At 57.6% G+C, this 17,748-nt stretch carries 18 protein-coding genes; 5 read left to right on the top strand and 13 right to left on the bottom strand.

Annotation, left to right across the window (positions count from 1 at the left end; all coding sequences use genetic code 11):
- Positions 1-9: 9 nt before the first annotated feature.
- The 10 genes from ACXAD0_RS11170 to ACXAD0_RS11125 all read right to left on the bottom strand — a co-directional run bounded on the left by ACXAD0_RS11170 (position 10) and on the right by ACXAD0_RS11125 (position 12,074).
- Positions 10-465 (bottom strand): hypothetical protein, encoded by a 456-nt coding sequence (locus ACXAD0_RS11170; RefSeq protein WP_475088479.1) that lies wholly within the window; start codon positions 463-465, stop codon positions 10-12.
- Positions 466-600: 135 nt separating this feature from the next.
- Positions 601-1,338, bottom strand: a complete 738-nt coding sequence (locus ACXAD0_RS11165) for a spermidine synthase (RefSeq protein WP_475088478.1) — start codon at positions 1,336-1,338, stop codon at positions 601-603.
- A 13-nt stretch (positions 1,339-1,351) separates the two neighbouring features.
- The gene (locus tag ACXAD0_RS11160) at positions 1,352-1,816 is read right to left on the bottom strand and encodes a GAF domain-containing protein (protein ID WP_475088477.1); all 465 of its coding nucleotides are present in this window, start codon (positions 1,814-1,816) and stop codon (positions 1,352-1,354) included.
- A gap of 179 nt (positions 1,817-1,995) precedes the next feature.
- Entirely contained in the window at positions 1,996-2,463 is a 468-nt protein-coding gene (locus ACXAD0_RS11155) for a hypothetical protein (RefSeq protein ID WP_475088476.1), read from the bottom strand.
- A gap of 172 nt (positions 2,464-2,635) precedes the next feature.
- The gene (locus ACXAD0_RS11150) at positions 2,636-6,271 is read right to left on the bottom strand and encodes an ATP-binding protein (RefSeq protein WP_475088475.1); all 3,636 of its coding nucleotides are present in this window, start codon (positions 6,269-6,271) and stop codon (positions 2,636-2,638) included.
- Positions 6,272-6,329: 58 nt separating this feature from the next.
- Positions 6,330-7,196, bottom strand: coding sequence for a DUF4194 domain-containing protein (locus ACXAD0_RS11145; RefSeq protein ID WP_475088474.1), 867 nt, complete (start codon positions 7,194-7,196; stop codon positions 6,330-6,332).
- Positions 7,189-8,616, bottom strand: a complete 1,428-nt coding sequence (locus ACXAD0_RS11140) for a Wadjet anti-phage system protein JetA family protein (RefSeq protein WP_475088473.1) — start codon at positions 8,614-8,616, stop codon at positions 7,189-7,191. Before ACXAD0_RS11140 ends, ACXAD0_RS11145 begins: the two co-directional genes overlap by 8 nt.
- A gap of 16 nt (positions 8,617-8,632) precedes the next feature.
- Positions 8,633-8,815: a DUF3012 domain-containing protein gene (locus tag ACXAD0_RS11135; RefSeq protein WP_475088472.1), complete on the bottom strand. Its 183-nt coding sequence runs from the start codon at positions 8,813-8,815 to the stop codon at positions 8,633-8,635.
- Positions 8,816-8,924: 109 nt separating this feature from the next.
- Positions 8,925-10,307, bottom strand: coding sequence for a cysteine--tRNA ligase (cysS, locus tag ACXAD0_RS11130; RefSeq protein WP_475088471.1), 1,383 nt, complete (start codon positions 10,305-10,307; stop codon positions 8,925-8,927).
- 93 nt (positions 10,308-10,400) lie between these two features.
- The gene (locus ACXAD0_RS11125; protein WP_475088470.1) at positions 10,401-12,074 is read right to left on the bottom strand and encodes a glutamine--tRNA ligase/YqeY domain fusion protein; all 1,674 of its coding nucleotides are present in this window, start codon (positions 12,072-12,074) and stop codon (positions 10,401-10,403) included.
- Positions 12,075-12,331: 257 nt separating this feature from the next.
- Here ACXAD0_RS11125 and ACXAD0_RS11120 point away from each other — a divergent pair, with 257 nt between their 5' ends.
- The 4 genes from ACXAD0_RS11120 (at position 12,332) to ACXAD0_RS11105 (ending at position 15,302) form a co-directional block, all read left to right on the top strand.
- Complete coding sequence (locus tag ACXAD0_RS11120) at positions 12,332-12,841, top strand: peptidylprolyl isomerase (RefSeq protein ID WP_475088469.1); 510 nt, start codon at positions 12,332-12,334, stop codon at positions 12,839-12,841.
- A 72-nt stretch (positions 12,842-12,913) separates the two neighbouring features.
- A complete protein-coding gene (locus ACXAD0_RS11115) occupies positions 12,914-13,639 on the top strand; it encodes a UDP-2,3-diacylglucosamine diphosphatase (protein ID WP_475088468.1) in 726 nt (241 codons plus the stop codon).
- A gap of 32 nt (positions 13,640-13,671) precedes the next feature.
- Positions 13,672-14,832: a saccharopine dehydrogenase NADP-binding domain-containing protein gene (locus tag ACXAD0_RS11110; RefSeq protein WP_475088467.1), complete on the top strand. Its 1,161-nt coding sequence runs from the start codon at positions 13,672-13,674 to the stop codon at positions 14,830-14,832.
- On the top strand, positions 14,829-15,302 hold the full coding sequence (locus ACXAD0_RS11105; RefSeq protein ID WP_475088466.1) for a DUF2269 family protein: 474 nt from the start codon (positions 14,829-14,831) through the stop codon (positions 15,300-15,302). The genes ACXAD0_RS11110 and ACXAD0_RS11105 overlap by 4 nt, the downstream gene beginning before the upstream one ends.
- Before the next feature lie 20 nt (positions 15,303-15,322).
- Here the strand turns inward: ACXAD0_RS11105 and ACXAD0_RS11100 are convergent, their stop codons facing one another.
- Positions 15,323-15,790: a DUF3429 domain-containing protein gene (locus tag ACXAD0_RS11100; RefSeq protein ID WP_475088465.1), complete on the bottom strand. Its 468-nt coding sequence runs from the start codon at positions 15,788-15,790 to the stop codon at positions 15,323-15,325.
- A gap of 86 nt (positions 15,791-15,876) precedes the next feature.
- On the opposite strand from ACXAD0_RS11100, the gene ACXAD0_RS11095 reads away from it, so the two are divergent.
- On the top strand, positions 15,877-16,137 hold the full coding sequence (locus ACXAD0_RS11095; RefSeq protein ID WP_475088464.1) for a DUF3081 family protein: 261 nt from the start codon (positions 15,877-15,879) through the stop codon (positions 16,135-16,137).
- A 30-nt stretch (positions 16,138-16,167) separates the two neighbouring features.
- Here the strand turns inward: ACXAD0_RS11095 and ACXAD0_RS11090 are convergent, their stop codons facing one another.
- Complete coding sequence (locus ACXAD0_RS11090) at positions 16,168-16,788, bottom strand: MiaE family protein (RefSeq protein WP_475088463.1); 621 nt, start codon at positions 16,786-16,788, stop codon at positions 16,168-16,170.
- Between the two features lie 137 nt (positions 16,789-16,925).
- Positions 16,926-17,654: a thiaminase II/PqqC family protein gene (locus ACXAD0_RS11085; protein WP_475088462.1), complete on the bottom strand. Its 729-nt coding sequence runs from the start codon at positions 17,652-17,654 to the stop codon at positions 16,926-16,928.
- Between the last annotated feature and the right edge of the window lie 94 nt (positions 17,655-17,748).

Below are 17,748 nucleotides of genomic sequence, written 5' to 3'. Positions count from 1 at the left end.
CCGTCTGGGTTAATAGTCTCTCAAATTGTAGAGATTCATGGCCAGAGTGTGTTCTTCGAGCTCTTCCAGCTCCAACAGGCGCTCGAACGCCTTTCGAGCAGAGGGCGTGTCCGCGCCTTGTGCAAGATCGCGATACTGATCCGCAAGATAGACCTCGATATCCATTGCCAACTTGGCAATCGCATCCAGATCATCCAGATCGACATTTCGGAGACGCTGCAAAAATTCGGGCTCGCGTCCCTCCGGGGCAAACTGGACCCAGGTTCGCAGTGCACCGGGGGAAATATCCGCACGGAAATTTTCCAGCGAATGGGTCATCGCCTCTTCCCTTCGCCGTAACTGGTCAAGCAGCAGCTCGATACGACGATCGGTCACTACCTGTTCATACTCGCCATATTGACGCGAGAGCTGGGAATGAAACTCCCTCCCCTCCTGAATCACATCTTCTACCGTTTTGTAGCGCATTCACGGAGCCCCAAAAAACGTCTACCTACTCAGGAGTATAGTCAGCATTCTGCGATTGGAATGAATTTACGCCACGGCAGAGTATTGAAAACCCGCGTTTGAAACCGAGCAGTCAACCTACTCCCAAAGCAAAGGTCAGGCGAGGCGACGAAAGTGGCAATCTAGCCGGCACGCGGGGTTAGCGGGATTGATCGCAGCGGGGGCACGCGCTTTCAGCGACCGCAGCAACAACGGGGCGCGGGAAACCGCAAGAATCTCGTTCTCGTAGCCAGGTAACGTAAGCCGCCAACGGCCCTTCATCGCCGAAGAAATCGGCGGCTGCCGCCAGCCGCTGGCTGCCAACTCGCGAGGACCGGCAAAATTGCTCACTACAACACCGTCAGGTGACAACAACTTGAGCAGTGCGCGGCACCAGGGTTCGTCGGCCGTAACCGCCCGACTGGCTTCACCATCCGCATGTCCAAACAGATCATCAATGATCAGGTCAAACTTCTGCTCGCCGTCCGCCTCTCGGACAAAATCTTGCGCATCGGCGCAAATGAGATCAGCACCTCGCACCCCAAAATGGTTCCGAGCCACCTGCAGGTGCGTACGGTCCAGCTCAACGCCAACGATGACCTCCGGGTCAAGGTAGCGCTGCAGCAATTTGATCACTGCGCCGCCCCCGACACCGAGAACCAGCACCGATCGTGGATGACCGGCAGGCAAAAAGAAGGCGGGCAACAACAAGAGCTCCCAGAGGGAGCCCTTTAACGGATCCCGAGGATTCCACTGCGAGTGGAATACCCCGTTACTATAGAGACGTATGCTGGCGCCATGGCGGCGAACCTGATAATGGCTGTCCTTTACACGCTTTTCCCAAACCAGTGCCATTGGCTAGGGGGCCCTATTTCGGCAGGTCAGAACAGGACAGTAACATCTTGGCAAACTTCTCTAGCCCAACCACGTCCGCGGGGCTAAACCGGGCAAGAGAGGGACTATCAACATCCAATACCCCAAGGCAGCGGTCTCCATCGTAAAGCGGGATAACCACCTCAGAAGCCGACACCGCATCACAGGCGATATGCCCAGGGAATTCATGCACATCCTCTACCAGCTGGGATTCGCCGTTGGCAACGGCCGTACCACAAACGCCGGCACCCACGGGGATGCGCGTACAGGCGGGCTTACCCTGGAAGGGACCGAGCCTCAACTCGTCACCGTGCAAAAAATAGAAGCCCGCCCAGTTGATATTCTCGAGCTCCATGAAAAGCAACGCACTCGCATTGGCCGCGTTGGCCAACCAGTCGCGCTCGTCAGTGAGCAGACCTTCCAGTTGGGCGCAAAGGGAAGCGTAGAAATCAGAAGACATATTTGTACCTTACCGCTGAGGGGATGATTGGGCCCTGAAGCTACCAGGTCGGCAGTGTACTGTGAAAAACAGAAAAGGCCACAGTATTAGAACACTGTAGCGTCATCGCGGTGTATTGTAGTCTGCGCCAGCCGCAAAATCGCTGGCGCGGACAGGATCATCTTCGACCAGTACGAAAACTACTGGTAAGGATCAACGGCTGCGCCCTGATCGTCAGCCCGTTCTGTCCGGTAGGCTTCCGCATCGACAGTCGGTCGACTCCATTCGCGATCCTCTTCTGATGCTTCGCGATCGCTGATCGCTGGACGGGTGGGCGTGACATCGCCAGCGCTAAAACGGGTGCGCTCAGTGGAAGCGCTCTCGGAACGAACGCTGGGCTTGGATTGCGGCGCGCGAGCTGGTGCAGCCTGACGCGGTGCACCGGCTGAGGCCAGGGTCTTGAGGTCGGGCCGACGTCGGTCTGCCAGTTTTACAGATTCCAGTTCACTGTTGAGGCGGTTAACTTCCGCCTGCAAGTCACCCACCTTTGCCTGCAAGTCGGTCAACTGGGAGAGCACCCCTTTCACCTTGCGGCTTTCCTGCTCATAAAAGACAGCTGCACCGCCAAAGGCGACAGCAATAATGACCAACAATGGAAAATGACGCATAACGAACAACCCCCTTTAAAATCCCTTTTACTACAACTCTATTCTTTGGCCCTCTCCGGGACTCAAATATATTCGACTAAGCATGCCACCTGACGCAAGGGTTTAGACGCCTATTTTGTGACCAGAAACACACTTATCGGACGGTGAGGCCCCTGCTGGGGCTCAAATACCATTAAGACTCTTCCAGCAACTCCATAAAGTCCAGAGAAGCCTGCTGACGGATCGCGCGGCGATGGTTGGCCCACAACTCGGCGATACGCTCGGTATTGCATACTTTGCGATCAACATAGACCCGCGTATTCAGCTGGCCCACGGGCTTGGCGCTTGGGCACTTGCTGAACACAAACTGGTTGGAAATAAGGTCCATAAACGGACCCGACTTACTACTCGGCATAATGAACACCAGCTGCAGACCCAGCGTTTCGGTCAGGTAACGAATCACTTCACGCGAGCGTGTCTCATCCATCTTCGAGAAGGCTTCATCCACCAGTACCATCTGCAGATGGGTATTGCCCTCATTAAATCGGAATGCTGAGGTGACCGCCGCGGAGCGAATAATGTACGCCGGTGTTTCCAGCTGGCCTCCGGAGCCCGTGCCGTATTGACTCAGCGCGATCGGCTCCTTGCCCTCGGGCTCTTTGAAAATTTCGTAACTGCGGTAGTTGCGGTAATCGCTAATCCGATCCAGCTCACGCCGTGCCAGCTGCTCGTCCTCGGTCAAAAGCATATCCAGCAACTTGTCGCGCACCTGACGATGCTTCGCGCCAAGGTCCGCATCAAACAGACTCTGCTCTTCCCCAAGGTTCGGCAGTTCGATCACCGCTTTAAAGAAGCCCCAGTACTCGCGGAACTCCGGCACCCAGTTGTAGGCAAAGCGGAAACGCTCTCGATCTGCACCGAATCGGTGATGTTCCAGCTCTTTGTTCAGGTCATCCAGTACCCGTTTGCCGTCGTTGATCGACTGATAGATGGCATGACACAGGTGGGTGACAAAGGTCGTGTTAAAGGACTTCTTCAGGCCCTGCAACTGCTCGTGGCGATCCACCAGCATATTGTTTTTCAGCCGGTTTCGCAGCGCCTCGATCTGGCTGTGCAGGTTGCACACCAGCTTGAACAACGCTTCGCTATGCCCTGCGCTCAAATCCGGTTCAAAGACCAGCGTGTCGCCACCAGACTCGGTACCGTTGTAATCCATCACGGCCCGATCCAGGCGGCGACGATAGGTATCCAGGTTACCGGTCCAGACCTCGATATCTGCGCTGAAATCAAAGCGCTCGCCGGCGTTTTCCGCCTGTTCGTCAGCCAGCGCGAGGGCGGCCTCGACATCGTACTCGGGATGGAAATGCACGATGCGGCGTACCGCCGCCTCGCAATCGCTGAGGACCTCATCGAGGCTGTCCAGGTCCGCAGAAAGCGCATTCAGCTGTTTGCCGGTGTTCTCCAGATCCCGCTCGAGCTTACCGGCTTCCTGCAACAGTGCACTGTGCCCCTGCTGCTTCTCTGCCAGCGCTGATTTGAGCTGGCTCAATTGCTCTTCCAGCGCCTCGCTGTCCTGAAGGTCGAGGTTTTCCAGGGATTGCTCGGCGTTACGCCACTCGCGCTGGGCAGCCATGGCGATATCCACCACCGGAGTGAGTTCCAGTCGGCTGAAATCACGTACCGCCTTGGCCACGCGCCGGAAGCGCTGTTGCTGCTCATTGACGGATCCAGCCTCCAACAGCAACTGTTCCTGCGCGCGCAGCTGCGCCGCAAGCGCCCGGGCCCTAGCACCCTGCCCAAATACCAGATCGGAATCATCGATGTCACAGCGCCACATGGAGTAATTGCCACTGGCCAACCCTTCTGCCGTTAGGCCCCGGCGCGTGCCACGGAGCGCCTGGGCATCACTGACCTGCTGGACAGAACCATAAGAGGCGCGCAGGTAGTACTCCGCGGTCTTATGGGAGAACGACATCAGTTCGACAATGGAGTCTTTCGCCAGGCTCGCGCGCTCTGCATCACGTCTGGCTTTATCCCCCTGAATCACCCGTGCGCGACTGTTTTTCCCGGGCAAGTTACGCACAATACTAATCGCTGTAGCCTCGTGCTCCGGCTCCACCAGTATCGCGAAGCGGGCGCCGCCGAGATAGCCTTCGATCGCCATCTGCCAGCGCTCATCCAGTACTTCGACAAAGTCGCACAACACCTGGGGCTCTGCCTGTGGGCATTGCTCGCGAATCGCCGCAAGCGCCTGCTCGACGGACTGCGGATAGCGCACGCGATTGGACTGGAGGTGCTGAATACGGTTTTCCTGAGCCTGCAACTGTTTCTGCAGTTGCTGCACTTTTAGCTGCCAACGGGTGCCCTGCTGACTGACCTGCTCGCGCAATGTGCCTTCGTCCGTTTCGCTTTCCGCGAGCAACGTATACAGTTGGTTTTGTGCCGACTGGCTTTCTACCGCAGCAACGCGTAACGGCTCCAGTGCACTCAGGTCAATCCAGTCCTTGCCCAGCAATCGCTGCAGATCCGGCAAGTCCTCTTGTCGAGCGACCTCCCGAACCAACCGCGTCAGTGACGCATCGCGCAGGCCGGGAATATCCAGGCTCGCGGAGCTGCCATTCAACAGGTCCAGTAACTCCACTGCCGCTTCACGGTTACGTTGCCATTTTTGCTGCTGTTCAACCAGCGGCCGACCTTGCGAGGAGAGCTGCTGGTGCGCACGGGCAATACGCTGCTCGAGGGCGTCCTTGTCCCGCAACGCGGCAACGCCCAGACGCTGCGCCTGCAGTTCAACCAACTGGCGGTTCAGCTCTTCCAGTTGTGCTTCTGTCGCACTGGTGTCGCGACTATTGGATTCCTGTCGGGCTTTCAGATCCCGCTGGCTGGACTTGCCGGCCAGATAGGTTTTCTGCACACGTAGATGGCGATGACGTGCCTGCAGGTACTCCTGCAGGCGCAGTTGCAGCCATTGCTCGCGATACAGTTCTGCGGATTCCGCGAGCTGCTGCAGGGCATCAACCCGCTCAACAATATGCCGGGCCTCCTGCTCCATCGCATGGATGGTCTTCATCAGTTCGGAAACAGAGCGAATCGCCTCGCCCAGATCGCGCTTCTCCAGCACTTCCTGAGCCACAAAGTCGTTGATGCTCTTGACTGGCTTGTACGCCATAAAGTTAGAGAAAGTGCGGGCCGCGTGCATCGCTTCGCGATCCGGGACTGCATCCCGGCGACCGCGCAATGCGCCGTACAATCTGCGCAGATAGGCCTTTTTCTTGTCGTACTGCTCTACCTTGGCATTGGCAAACTGTTTGGACAGGACAGCAAAGAACTTATCCAACGGCAACAGGTGCTTACCGTCTTTGTATTCGCGAATAAAATCGCCAATCGCGAGCTGCTCGCCTGGGAATATAAAAAACTTCAGGTCACTTTGACGGGCCTGGGCCGGTTTACTGCTGGTATCCAGGTGTGCGCGAATCGCCATTACCGAAGTAAAGGGTTCACCCTCTTCCCCATTGGTCGGATAGAAGACCCCGGCGATATAGCAATCCGTTGGCTGCAGGCGAGCGAAACTGCCATCGTCACAACCCAAGACATAAGACGCCAGAGTACGCACCTGTTTACCGCCGCGGCCACGCTGAGTGGTCTCATCCTGCCCCGGGTTAAACGTAAACAGGGTATCATGCGCGGCCGTCATCAACGTCTGGATCGCATCGGCTGCAGTCGTCTTCCCGGAACCATTGCCTCCGGAAAAAAGATTGATCGGACCAAAATCATATTCCAGTTGCGGAATATTGCCCCAGTTAATCAGGATGAGTTTCTTCAAAAACATAATATTGGTCGCAGGTTCTTTGCCTGTTCTCTATTCCTGTGGCGGTAGTGCAGTTGCCCTACTCGCTTTCCTTTTCGGTCTGGGTGTCGGCAAGCAAATCTTCATTGCCAAACAAGCTGTGCTCTTCCATCACGGGTGTGATTCGCTCAACCGGCTCGGGTACATCCTCGTCCGTGTTCCCGCTCGTCTCCATTGCGGAAGCCGCCTTCGAAGTCGTTGCAGCAACGTCTTCACTGGCATCGGCCGCAACAGCTGCGGTCTCCGAGACAGGTCCAGAGGCTTCCTCTGCATTTTCCTCGAGCGGCTCATTGAGCAGCTGCCGAATCGTGGACTCCGTCACGAAGTGCGCGATGGTTGGCCGAATGCGCAGCCAGATTTCCGCTACGGACTCACCATCCTCGCCCGACAACTGCACCAGGCGCAGTTGACGTAATTTTTTCAATAGCGCCCGGCGATCCAGCAACTTGTCTGGCAAAGACATCTTTAACAGGTTGCGAAGCCCCAACTCGAGCGCTTCCAGCGACAGTGCAACACAGCCATGCTCATCCACCTGCCCTTCGCGCAGCGCCTTGTCATACTCCACCCGCAACACGAGAATCGCGGCCACTTCCTGCTGACTCAGGCGTCCTCGGAAACCACCGTGATGGGGCTCTTCCTGATCAGGCATTGCCGGCACCTCGGCCCCGGGCGGATAAACCCGAATGAACTGGAAGCGACTATCGTGTAGCAGCCGCAACCCCAGTGGCGACAACCACTCGCGCACCAGCTGCTCACAACGCTGAAAGCGGTCATACAGAACCGTTTCCACCTGACTTTCGTCGCGACAGATCACGCCATAATCGAGCAGTCGCACTAACAACTCGGAAAATTCTGTGCGGGACAACTGACACTTGGTCAACGCCTCTTCGAGGGCCTGTTCAATCACTTTCTTTTAGCTCGAGATAGTATTCGTCAAATTGGGCGAAAAATTCATTGCTGGCGGTTTCCCCGGTGAATTCAACCTTGATCGCCGCACTGCCAGACTGGTTGACCGCGGCGGACTCCAGCGCATGGCTCATCGCCAGTAGATCCCGTGCGTCTGTCAATGGCAGTTCACGACTATGGATGCGGCGCCCACTGCCCAGTGCTTTCGACAGGTAGTCCCGCAGGTCAGCGCTATTGAAGTTGAATGCCTGATCGAGCATCTGCTGTAGCAGGATGTCACGGCGGTTATCGTCTCCCAGATCCTCCACTTCTTCGACCAGGGTGTTAACCGGCTGACGTCGCTGCCGCTGCCACAACTGGGTTTGCTTTGGGTCAAAGAAGCGCAATTGGAAACCACCCAGCCGGGCACCCAGGCTATCGAGTAGTTCGTCGCGACCAGGCGCGTCACCTAACTGCTGGCAGAGGTCCGAAAATTCACCTTCTGCCTGGCTATTGATGTAACTGAGCTGGCGAATAATGATGTCCGCGCGCTTGGTAAAGCCCTGCAATGCACGGCGCAATGCCGGCAACTTCACTTCACAGGCGCGCTGCATGCGGTCCTCGATGGTATCGAGCATTAGCCAGAGTAAAGATCGGCCAGGCTCTGCCAACTCAGGCAAGAGCTGACGCAGGCGTTTTTCCCACTCCGCCTTTTGCTCGCGATCTTTGCGTCGGATCTTCGCAATGACCTTGCCAATCGAGTCGCGATGTTTCTCCACGCTGTCTGCGGACAGCCGAATGGCCAGGTCCGGCTGGAAACGGCTCTCCATAAACGAAAAGAACTCATCGGTGGCCTGTTGCACCAGCAGCTGCGCCTCCACTTCGCGCACCAGTTCGCGCTTACGCTCTTCGAGCTCTGCGATCATGTCAGTGAAGTCGGCAACGATACGCTCGGAGTATTCCCAGGCATCGATCAGATCATGGATTTCCCCACGGGAGGCAAATGCGTCCAGCGCGTTGAGGGTATTGCGGGTATTGCGATGGCGGGTGCGCACACGAGTGCTATTAGCCTCCACCAGAGGCTGCGTGAACAGGCGCCCGCGTCGGCTGAACGGATAGGAGGCGGTCAGGGTCGCTCCATCGACCTGCTTCTCCAGCCAGCCGAACTCAATCAGGCTATTTAAGACCCATCCCGCCTGCTCGCGCAGATTGCGGAATCGCCCTTCGGGCTCTCCCGCGCTGTCATCACTATCGAGCTGGGGCGCGCGCGTCAGGGCTTCGGCAAAGATCTCGAGAATCTGCTCCCGCGAGAGGGATTCCCCATAATCAGCCTTGGCGGTATACAGGCGCTCATACAGCAAACGGAGGCACTCGACCACCTGCTCCCGGTATTTGCCGGTCAGTGGTCGAAAGAAGTGCTGAAACGAATCCGCGAAAAACAACTTGGCGGTTCCGCTATTACTCGGGCTTTTGGTTCAGTACGCAGAACTTGGTGTAGTCGCCGGCGTCTTCGAAAGTCCACTGGCCCTTCGGCGTCTCGTCCATTTTCTTGCACCATGCATCAGAACCACGCTTGGGCTCACAGGCAGTCAGGAAAACAACAGCAATGGAAACGGTAATCAAAAGACTAAGTTTTTTCATGGTCTCGCCATTCTAGTTTTTATCGTTGGGTTGCCCGGTGCCAACACCGGGCAATGGTCAAATTCTATCTAACGCATCGGCAGTAGCGCGGGCGCCAAAGTACAATCGCTTATTCGCGACGCCACTTGGTACCTTCCCGGCTATCTTCGAGAACAACACCTTTGGCTTTCAGCTCCTCACGGATCTCATCCGCGCGGGCAAAATTCTTGGCCTTTTTGCTCTGCTTACGCTCCTCAATGAGCGCCTCGATTTCCTCCTCGGAAATCGCATCGCCGCTGTCGCCACCGCGTACCTGCTTGAACCAGGCTTCGGGATCCTGCTGCAGGATCCCCAGCAGCGCCCCGGCCTGTAGCAATACCGCCTTGTGACGCATCTTATCCGCACCCTCAGCCTTGTTCAGATCCCGCGCGGCCTGGTGCAGCGCGCTGATGGCCAATGGGGTATTCAGGTCGTCGTAGAGCGCGGCAATAAAATCACTACCGGCCAGATCCACATCGTCCACAGCGACTTCAGCGGCATCGCGCAGGAAACCATACAGAGTATCCAGACTACGCCATGCCTGATCCAGCAGATCCGCACTGAAATTGAGTTCAGAGCGATAGTGGGCAGAAAGCAGCGCGAAACGCAAAACTTCCCCGGGGTAATGCTGCAGCAGATCATTGACCATGCGGAAGTTGCCCAATGACTTGGACATTTTCTCGCCGTCAATGTTGACGTAGCCGTTATGCATCCAATAGCGTACAAAATCCACACCATTGGCGCAGCAGCTCTGTGCACGCTCATTTTCGTGGTGAGGGAACGTCAGGTCCCGACCGCCACCATGAATATCAATGGTTTCACCGAGGTGCTTTTTGATCATCGCAGAGCATTCCAGATGCCAACCCGGACGACCTCGGCCCCAGGGGCTGTCCCAGCCTGGCTCATCCTCATCGGAAGGCTTCCACAAGACAAAATCACCGGCGTACTTCTTGTACGGCGCTACTTCTACGCGGGCCCCTGCCAGCATATCGTCAAGAGAGCGCTTCGACAGCTTGCCGTAATCGTCCATCGATTCAACCGCAAACAGCACATGGCCCTCCGCGGCATAGGCGTGCCCTTTTTCGATCAATGTCTCAATCATGGAGATCATTTCTGGCAGGTGCTGGGTTGCATACGGAATGACATCCGGCTCAAGGTTGTTGAGCGCTGCCATATCGTCGAAATAGGCCTGGGCAAAGCGCTCTGACAGGATACTGATATCTTCGCCCTGCTCCTTCGCCGCCTTCATGATCTTGTCATCGATATCAGTGATGTTCCGTGCGTAGACCACATCGGCAAACTCGCGCTGCAGCACCCGGTAGAGCGTATCGAATACAACCGCCGGCCGAGCGTTGCCAATATGCACACGGTTGTAAACGGTTGGCCCGCACACATACATGCGCACGCGATCCTCAACCAGCGGCTTGAAGGGTTCTTTCTTTCCTGAATAGGTGTTGTAAAGCTGTAAGGCCATAACTTCCGATCAAATTCCTGTTTGTGGCGCCATCTGATGACGTCCAGTCAGCGGCAACCGGCTCCGCTCGGGCGGAGCCCCGTTCCGATGGTTTTACTTACCCTGTTCTTTGGCCCAGCTATCGCGCAGGCCGATGGTGCGGTTGAAAACCGGCTGCTCAGCGCTACCAAACTTGCTGTCCCGGCAGAAGTAACCGTTTCGCTCAAACTGATAACCCTGCCCCACTTCCGCATTCGCCAGACTGACTTCGGCCTTACAGCCGGTCAGCACCTTGAGATTGTCGGGGTTCACATGATCCAGGAAGTTCTTGCCACCGGCATCCGGCGCTGCGTCGTCGAACAGGCGGTCGTACAGACGAACTTCGCAGTCGACATGCTTGTCGGCAGACACCCAGTGGATCACGCCCTTCGGCTTGATGCCGTCGGCCGGATCGACGCCACGGCTATCGAGGTCAACGCTGCACAATACTTCGACGATCTCACCCGCGTCATTCTTGATCACTTCTTCCGCAAGAATCACATACGCGTTACGCAGGCGAACCTTCTTGCCAAGCACCAGACGCTTGTACTTCTTGTTGGCTTCCTCGCGGAAATCCTCACGTTCGATATACAGCGTGCGACCGAACGGGAGCTCGCGCTCCGGCAGATCGTCACGGACCGGATGCCCCGGAGCGGTGACGGTTTCCGTCTGGCCTTCCGGGTAGTTGGTCAGGGTAATCTTCAGCGGGTCCATCACGCACATGGCACGCGGCGCATTCTTGTCCAGGTCGTCGCGGATGCTGTACTCGAGCATGCTCACGTCGACAACAGAGTCGGAGCGGGTCACACCGATCATTTCACAGAAATTGCGAATCGCTGCCGGGGTGACGCCGCGGCGACGCATCCCGGACAGGGTTGGCATGCGCGGGTCATCCCAGCCGTCCACATGGCCCTCGTCGACCAACTGCTTCAGCTTGCGCTTGGAAACCACGGTGTAATTCAGGTTAAGGCGCGCGAATTCGTACTGGTGCGGCTGCGCCGGCACCGGCAGATTTTCGATAAACCAGTTGTACAGCGGCTTGTGGTCTTCGAACTCCAGCGTGCAGATCGAGTGGCTGATGCCTTCGATGGCGTCGGACTGGCCATGGGCAAAGTCGTAGCTCGGGTAGATGCACCATTTGTCACCGGTCTGGTGGTGCGCCATTTTCTTGATGCGATAGATGATCGGGTCGCGCAGGTTAATATTGGGCGCGGCCATATCAATTTTGGCACGCAGGCTACACTCGCCCTCTTCCATCTCACCGTTTTTCATCTGTTCAAACAGCGCGAGATTTTCCTCCACGGAGCGATCCCGGTAGGGGCTGTTCTTACCCGGCTCCTTTAGCGTGCCGCGATACTCGCGCGCCTGCTCCGGCGACAAATGGCATACATATGCCTTGCCCTCACTGATCAGATGCAGCGCCCAGTCAAACAGCTGGTCAAAGTAGTCCGAGGTATAGCGCACATCGCCGGCCCAATCGAAACCGAGCCAGGACACGTCCTGTTTGATGGCCTGAACAAACTCTTCTTCTTCCTTCGCCGGATTGGTGTCATCAAAGCGCAGGTTACAGGTGCCGCCGAATTCCTGTGCCAAACCGAAGTTCAGGCAAATGGATTTGGCGTGGCCGATATGCAGGTAGCCATTAGGCTCCGGCGGAAAGCGCGTTGCCAGTTGGCTGACGCGGCCTTCGGCCAGGTCTTCGCGAATAATGTTCTGCAGGAAGTGAGCGGGTTTGCTCTCGGATGTCATAGGAATCTCAACTACAGCGGTCCAAAGATAAGCGGCGGATTATAGCGTAGTTCAGGCCGCCGGCACCGGTTTTCCTTTGCCCAATTCATGCCACAGAAATGCGCACGCTTGGCACCCAACCCGACGCTCAATTTTTAACCAGAACAAAAAACAAACACCTGCCCCACCCCTGCAACGGCCACACCGAAAATGTCGTTTTACTGGCCACCCCAAACGGGTATCATGCCGCCCCAAACTCACCCGGATTAGGATGTTTTATGATCACCCTGCACACCACCCATGGCGACATCAGCATTGAGCTGGACTTCGACAAAGCGCCGAAAACTGCCGCCAATTTCCTGCAGTACTGCCGTGACGACTTCTACACCGGCACCATCTTCCACCGAGTGATTGACGGCTTCATGATCCAGGGTGGCGGCATGACCCCGGATATGGAACAGAAGGCAACCCGCGAGAACATCGAGAACGAAGCCGACAACGGCCTCAAGAACGACACTGGCACCCTGGCCATGGCCCGCACCATGGACCCGCACTCTGCCAGCTCCCAGTTCTTTATCAATGTTAAGGACAACGACTTCCTGAACTTCCGCAGCAAAGACCAGCAGGGCTGGGGCTACTGTGTGTTTGGCAAAGTCTCTGACGGCATGGACGTGGTCAACAAGATCAAGGGCGTGAAGACCGGCACCCGCGGTTTCCACCAGGATGTACCCGTGGACACCGTTGAAGTTACCGGGATCACCATTTCCGACGCTTACGCCGATAAGTAAGCCTCGAACCACCCCTCCTGATTTCCGCCGGCCTTTGCCGGCGGAATCGTTTTGACTGCCAGGGAATGCAACTTGACCAGCTACCTCATCTCAGACCTGCATCTGGACGAGAGCCGCCCGGAAATCACCGAAGCTTTCTACCAGTTCCTGAACACCCGCGCCGCCGGCGCCGAGGCCCTGTATATCCTCGGGGACTTCTTCGAGGTCTGGATTGGGGATGACGATGATGCCCCCCTGGTGTCGCAGGTAGCAGAAGCACTCAGCGCATACAGCGCAACGGGTGCCGAGGTCTACCTGATGCACGGTAATCGCGATTTCCTGATCGGCCAGTCATTTGCCCAGCGCGCTGGCGCAACCTTGCTGCAGGACCCCACCATTGTTGAGCTGGCAGGGCAAAAAGTCCTGCTGATGCATGGCGACAGCCTGTGCACCCGCGATGCCGAATACATGGCTTTTCGCCAACAGGCGCGGAATCCACAGTGGCAGGCGGCGTTACTGGCCAAAACGCTGGACGAACGCCGGGCGATCGCCGCACAGATCCGCGCCGCGTCCAAATCCATGAATAGCCTCAAAGCCGAGGACATCATGGATGTCACCCCGGAAGAAGTGGTCAATATCATGCGTGACCACGGAGTGCGCACCCTGATCCACGGCCACACCCACCGCCCGGCTCGCCACAAGGTCGATATCGACGGTGAATCTGCCGAGCGCATCGTGCTCGGCGACTGGGGTGAATCCGGCTGGTGCATTCGCGCCAGCAAAGACACCCTTGAACTGGACCACTGGCCCGCGGCATGATGACCTGAACGTCATTCCTGTTTGGGACGGTCATGAAGAACCTTAAAAAGCGCGTCCTGATCCTCGGCGGCTACGGCAACTTCGGAGCCCGTATCGCGCGCATGCTTAGTAACGAGCCGGACATCCAGCTGATCATTGCCGGGCGCGACAAGGCGCGCGCCGACTTGCTCGCCTCCCAGCTGCCTGGCCTTGCCGAAGGCATGCGCCTGCAGCGTAAGGCGATTAATCTCGATCGACTGCTCAAAACCCTGCATCTCGACCTGTTAATTCATTGCGCGGGGCCGTTCCAGCGGCAAGATTACAGCGTTGCCCACGCCTGCCTGGCTTCCGGCACACCCTATATCGATATCGCGGACGACCGTCGCTTTGTGTGTGATTTCGGGCGACTGGGAAACGCCGCCGAAGCCGCGGGCATCACCATGGTGTCTGGCGCCAGTACCCTGCCCGCACTGAGCTCCGCGGTGCTCGCTGAGCTCGAGCACGAATTCAAGGCACTCAACCGCGCGGATATCACCATCGCCCCGGCTCATCGGATCCAGCGGGGGCTCGCCACCACCAGAGCGGGATTCGAGAGTCTCGGCGTGTCTTTCCCCGTTCTGAAAGATGGCACCTGGCGCGAGGCATTTGCGGGCGGAGGCTTGCGACGCGTTGAACTGGCCCACCCGGTTGGGGAGCGCTGGGTGAGCGATTTTGATGTTCCGGACCTGGAACTGTGGCCACGGGCGAAGCCTCAACTGCAGACCGTCACCTTTGGCACCGGTGTGCAGCCACGAACGCTGCAACTTGGGCTGTCCGTCTGTGCGCACCTGTCACGCCGGCAACTCCCGGTCAGTTCGCCCACCATGGCGCAACTGGGACACAAACTCGCCGCTGCCTGGCCGGGCGGATCACCCAATGGCGGACTCAAGATTCGACTGGAAGGTATCGACGAACACGGCCAGCCGATGATCTACCACTGGCAAGCACTGGGCCTGAATGGGGATGGACCCTGGATTCCCGCCGCTCCGGCAGCCGCACTCGCGCGTAAAATGCTCAGGGGCCAGGGCCCCCAGGCTGGCGCACACGCGTGCTGGCAGCTGCTGACCCTGGAGGAGATTCTGTCGGAACTGACCTCGCACTCAGTGGTGACCGCGGTGCTACGCGATACCATCGAGGAAAAAGCGCTACGCCAGGCTGCAGCCAGCCTCGCATGAGCATTTATCTCACCCTGAAGACGGTACACATTCTCAGCGCCATGATTGTCCTCGGTACGGGCGTGGGCATTGCATGGTTTTGCCTGCGTGGATGGCTCAGTGGTGATGACACAGTGCGCAAATGGATCAGCGAGGAAGTGGTCGTCGCGGACTGGATTTTCACCGGTCTTGGTGGACTTTGCCTGCTGGCCAGTGCCGGTGGCATGTTGGCGATCAACCCCGGCTGGCTCGCGCAAAGCTGGGTGCAGCTGGCGACCACATTGACCGCGGTGGTTTTTTTACTTTGGGCAATCGTCGTGTGGCTGCAATATCAACTGCGCGCAACCGCGTCTGGACAGCATGAAGCCGACCCTACGGCACGCGTCGTTGCGACCTCAGCCCCTTTGAAAGCCTGGTGCATACTCGGAGCCATCGCATTTCCATTGATGTTGATGATTCTTTACCTGATGGTCGCGAAGCCGACTTTCTAAGATCGGCGCGCTGTCGCGATTCAACGCACCAGCCAGAACATTACCAGGTGGCACAGAACCACGATCAGGCTAACGCGCATCCGCATGCGGAAATACCCGTAGAGCCCTGCCCGGTTCGGGTTGAGATAGGACTCGGCACACACCAACAGGGCAAAAGCAAACCCCAGAATCAGCACCCCCCACGCACTGCGGTAGGCAAGTAGCCCAATCCATCCAAGCATACAAATCGTATTACTCCCGATAGCGAGTAAAGACCGATGCGGATGGTGGGGACGATTCAGTGCTGCGGCCCACCATACCCCACAGAGAAAGCTGAGAATGGCGCAACTGTAAGCGCAAAACAGGAAAATACCGTCAACGCCAAACACGGCCCGGTTGCTAGACTGAAGAAATAACCCCGCCAGAAATGGCAGGATCCCGGCATAGGCCAGCCCCACAAACAGGCTGCCCTTCTCGGCCAGCCGGTTTTGATTGCCCTCTGGTTGCACAGCGCGCCCTCCTACTCATTGCCCTAAAGATAGGAGATCTCTACGCAGTAACGGGCAAGAACTATCAAAGACGAAAAGGAAAACCCGTGGAACTGGAACAAAAAGTCGACGTAATGCAGGCGCTACGCGTGTTTGACCGGGCCACGAAGGAAGGGGAAAAGCGGGAGGACGGCTGGCACTATCACGGTATTGTCGCGAGCACCGATTTCGATGGTTACACGGTGTTTATGCGTACACCCAAGGTCGAGCTCACCATCTTCTTCCACAACAAATACTCGGTGGACTGTAGAAACGCCCTGGACTTGCAGGAGTTTGTCGAACTCCTGCAAAAGCTCGACCGCGACTAGTTCAACATCAGAGAACGCTTCGCCTGCCTGTTAGCGCGCGGTGGGAACGCCACTGTGGAAGCGAAACTCACCATCGCTGCCCTCTACCAGCTGACGCTCTACCTGTAGGAGCTCCTGCACGCGCGCGCTGATATCGGTGTCACTCATCTTCTGCGCCAACCCGAGATAATCGCGGAAATGCCGCGCTTCGGACTTGAGCAGTGATAGATAGAATTTCTGCAATTCCTCATCCAGGTGAGGGGCCACCTTGGCAAAACGCTCGCAAGAGCGCGCCTCGATAATCGCGCCGCAAATCAGGGTGTCGACCAGGCGCCCCGGCTCAGCGCTACGTACTTCCGCACGCAAACCCGCAGCGTAACGGGAAGCTTTCACGTGAGGATAGGAAATACCACGCGCCTGCATAATCGCCAGCACCTGCTCAAAGTGCCGCAGCTCTTCACGGGCAAGACGGGACATTTTATTGAGCAGCTCGAAGTCGCTGAGGTACCGGAACATCAGGTTCAGGGCCGTGCCCGCCGCCTTCTTCTCACAATTGGCGTGATCCACCAACAGCATCTCCGGCTCCTGCAGAGCAGCCTCCACCCAGGCGTCGGGCGTCGGGCACAACAGGAATTCATGGATGGCAGAGAGATCTGGAACGGGCGCGCTCATGAGTGGGGACCGGGTAAACTGCTGAAAAAATGGTCAAAATGCGAGAGCGCGGATTATAGCGGCAGCCGCTCCCCATCGAAACCCTGCCGCTCAACCAAAGAGCAAAGCCCCGGCTCTGACTGATCGCGCTGTGCCGTTCAGGCAGCCCGTTTGTCCATCCGTTCGATACGCACCGCCAGCGCGTCCCGGTAGTCCCGCCACCCATGAAGCAGCTGACCCAGCTCGCCTACCACCCGGCCGCGCTCCGCATCCTCAACGAAGTCCGTGACCAGGTGCCAGGCGACCTTCCGTCGCCCGCGCAGCGTTTTACGGCGCAGGTGGAAGAATTTCAGCGCTTTGGGATCTACCCCGTAGAAACGGACCAGCGGGTGCGCCCGGTCAGAGTAGTCCGGTGACGCCACCGCAGGATCAAACAGGTTGCGCTCCCACGGCATAGCGGGCAAAAACAGGCTGGAAGTCGCCACCCCAATCGCCCAGCCATGACGACCGGAGTTCGAGCGAAGCAAACTTTGAAAGACCTCGGTAGACGGCAGTAATCCGCAGCTCCCCAAAACCGGGCGTGAAACGCCGAGCGCTTCAAGCAATGCGCGGTACAGACTGGCGTGGGGCTCAGTCTCGGTCAACTGGCCCGTCTCTACTTCATAGACATCCCGCGCCATCTCAGCCCGCACCTTCTCTAGCGGGCATTGGGCACTGGCATACGACAGTAAACGGCCGTAATCGCGAATCCAGGCCAGGTAGTCCTGCACCAACATTTCGCGCACGCCCTCCGGAGAGAGACGCCCCGTTAGCAGGGCTTCATCCAGCGGGTGCTGTTTACGCTCCACTACACGTAGCAGCGCTTCACGGAATTCGAGACGGTTCATATCCCGTCATACTAGGGCGCCGTCGTTCAACTCCGTACTCCGTTTCGACAGAGCACCCCGATCGAGCACGCAAGCGACGCTGACCTCGGCAGCC

The organism is Microbulbifer sp. ABF4_148 (genome assembly GCF_056158985.1).
The sequence above is the reverse complement of the archived record's forward strand: the minus strand, read 5'-3'. Positions and strand labels throughout refer to the sequence as shown.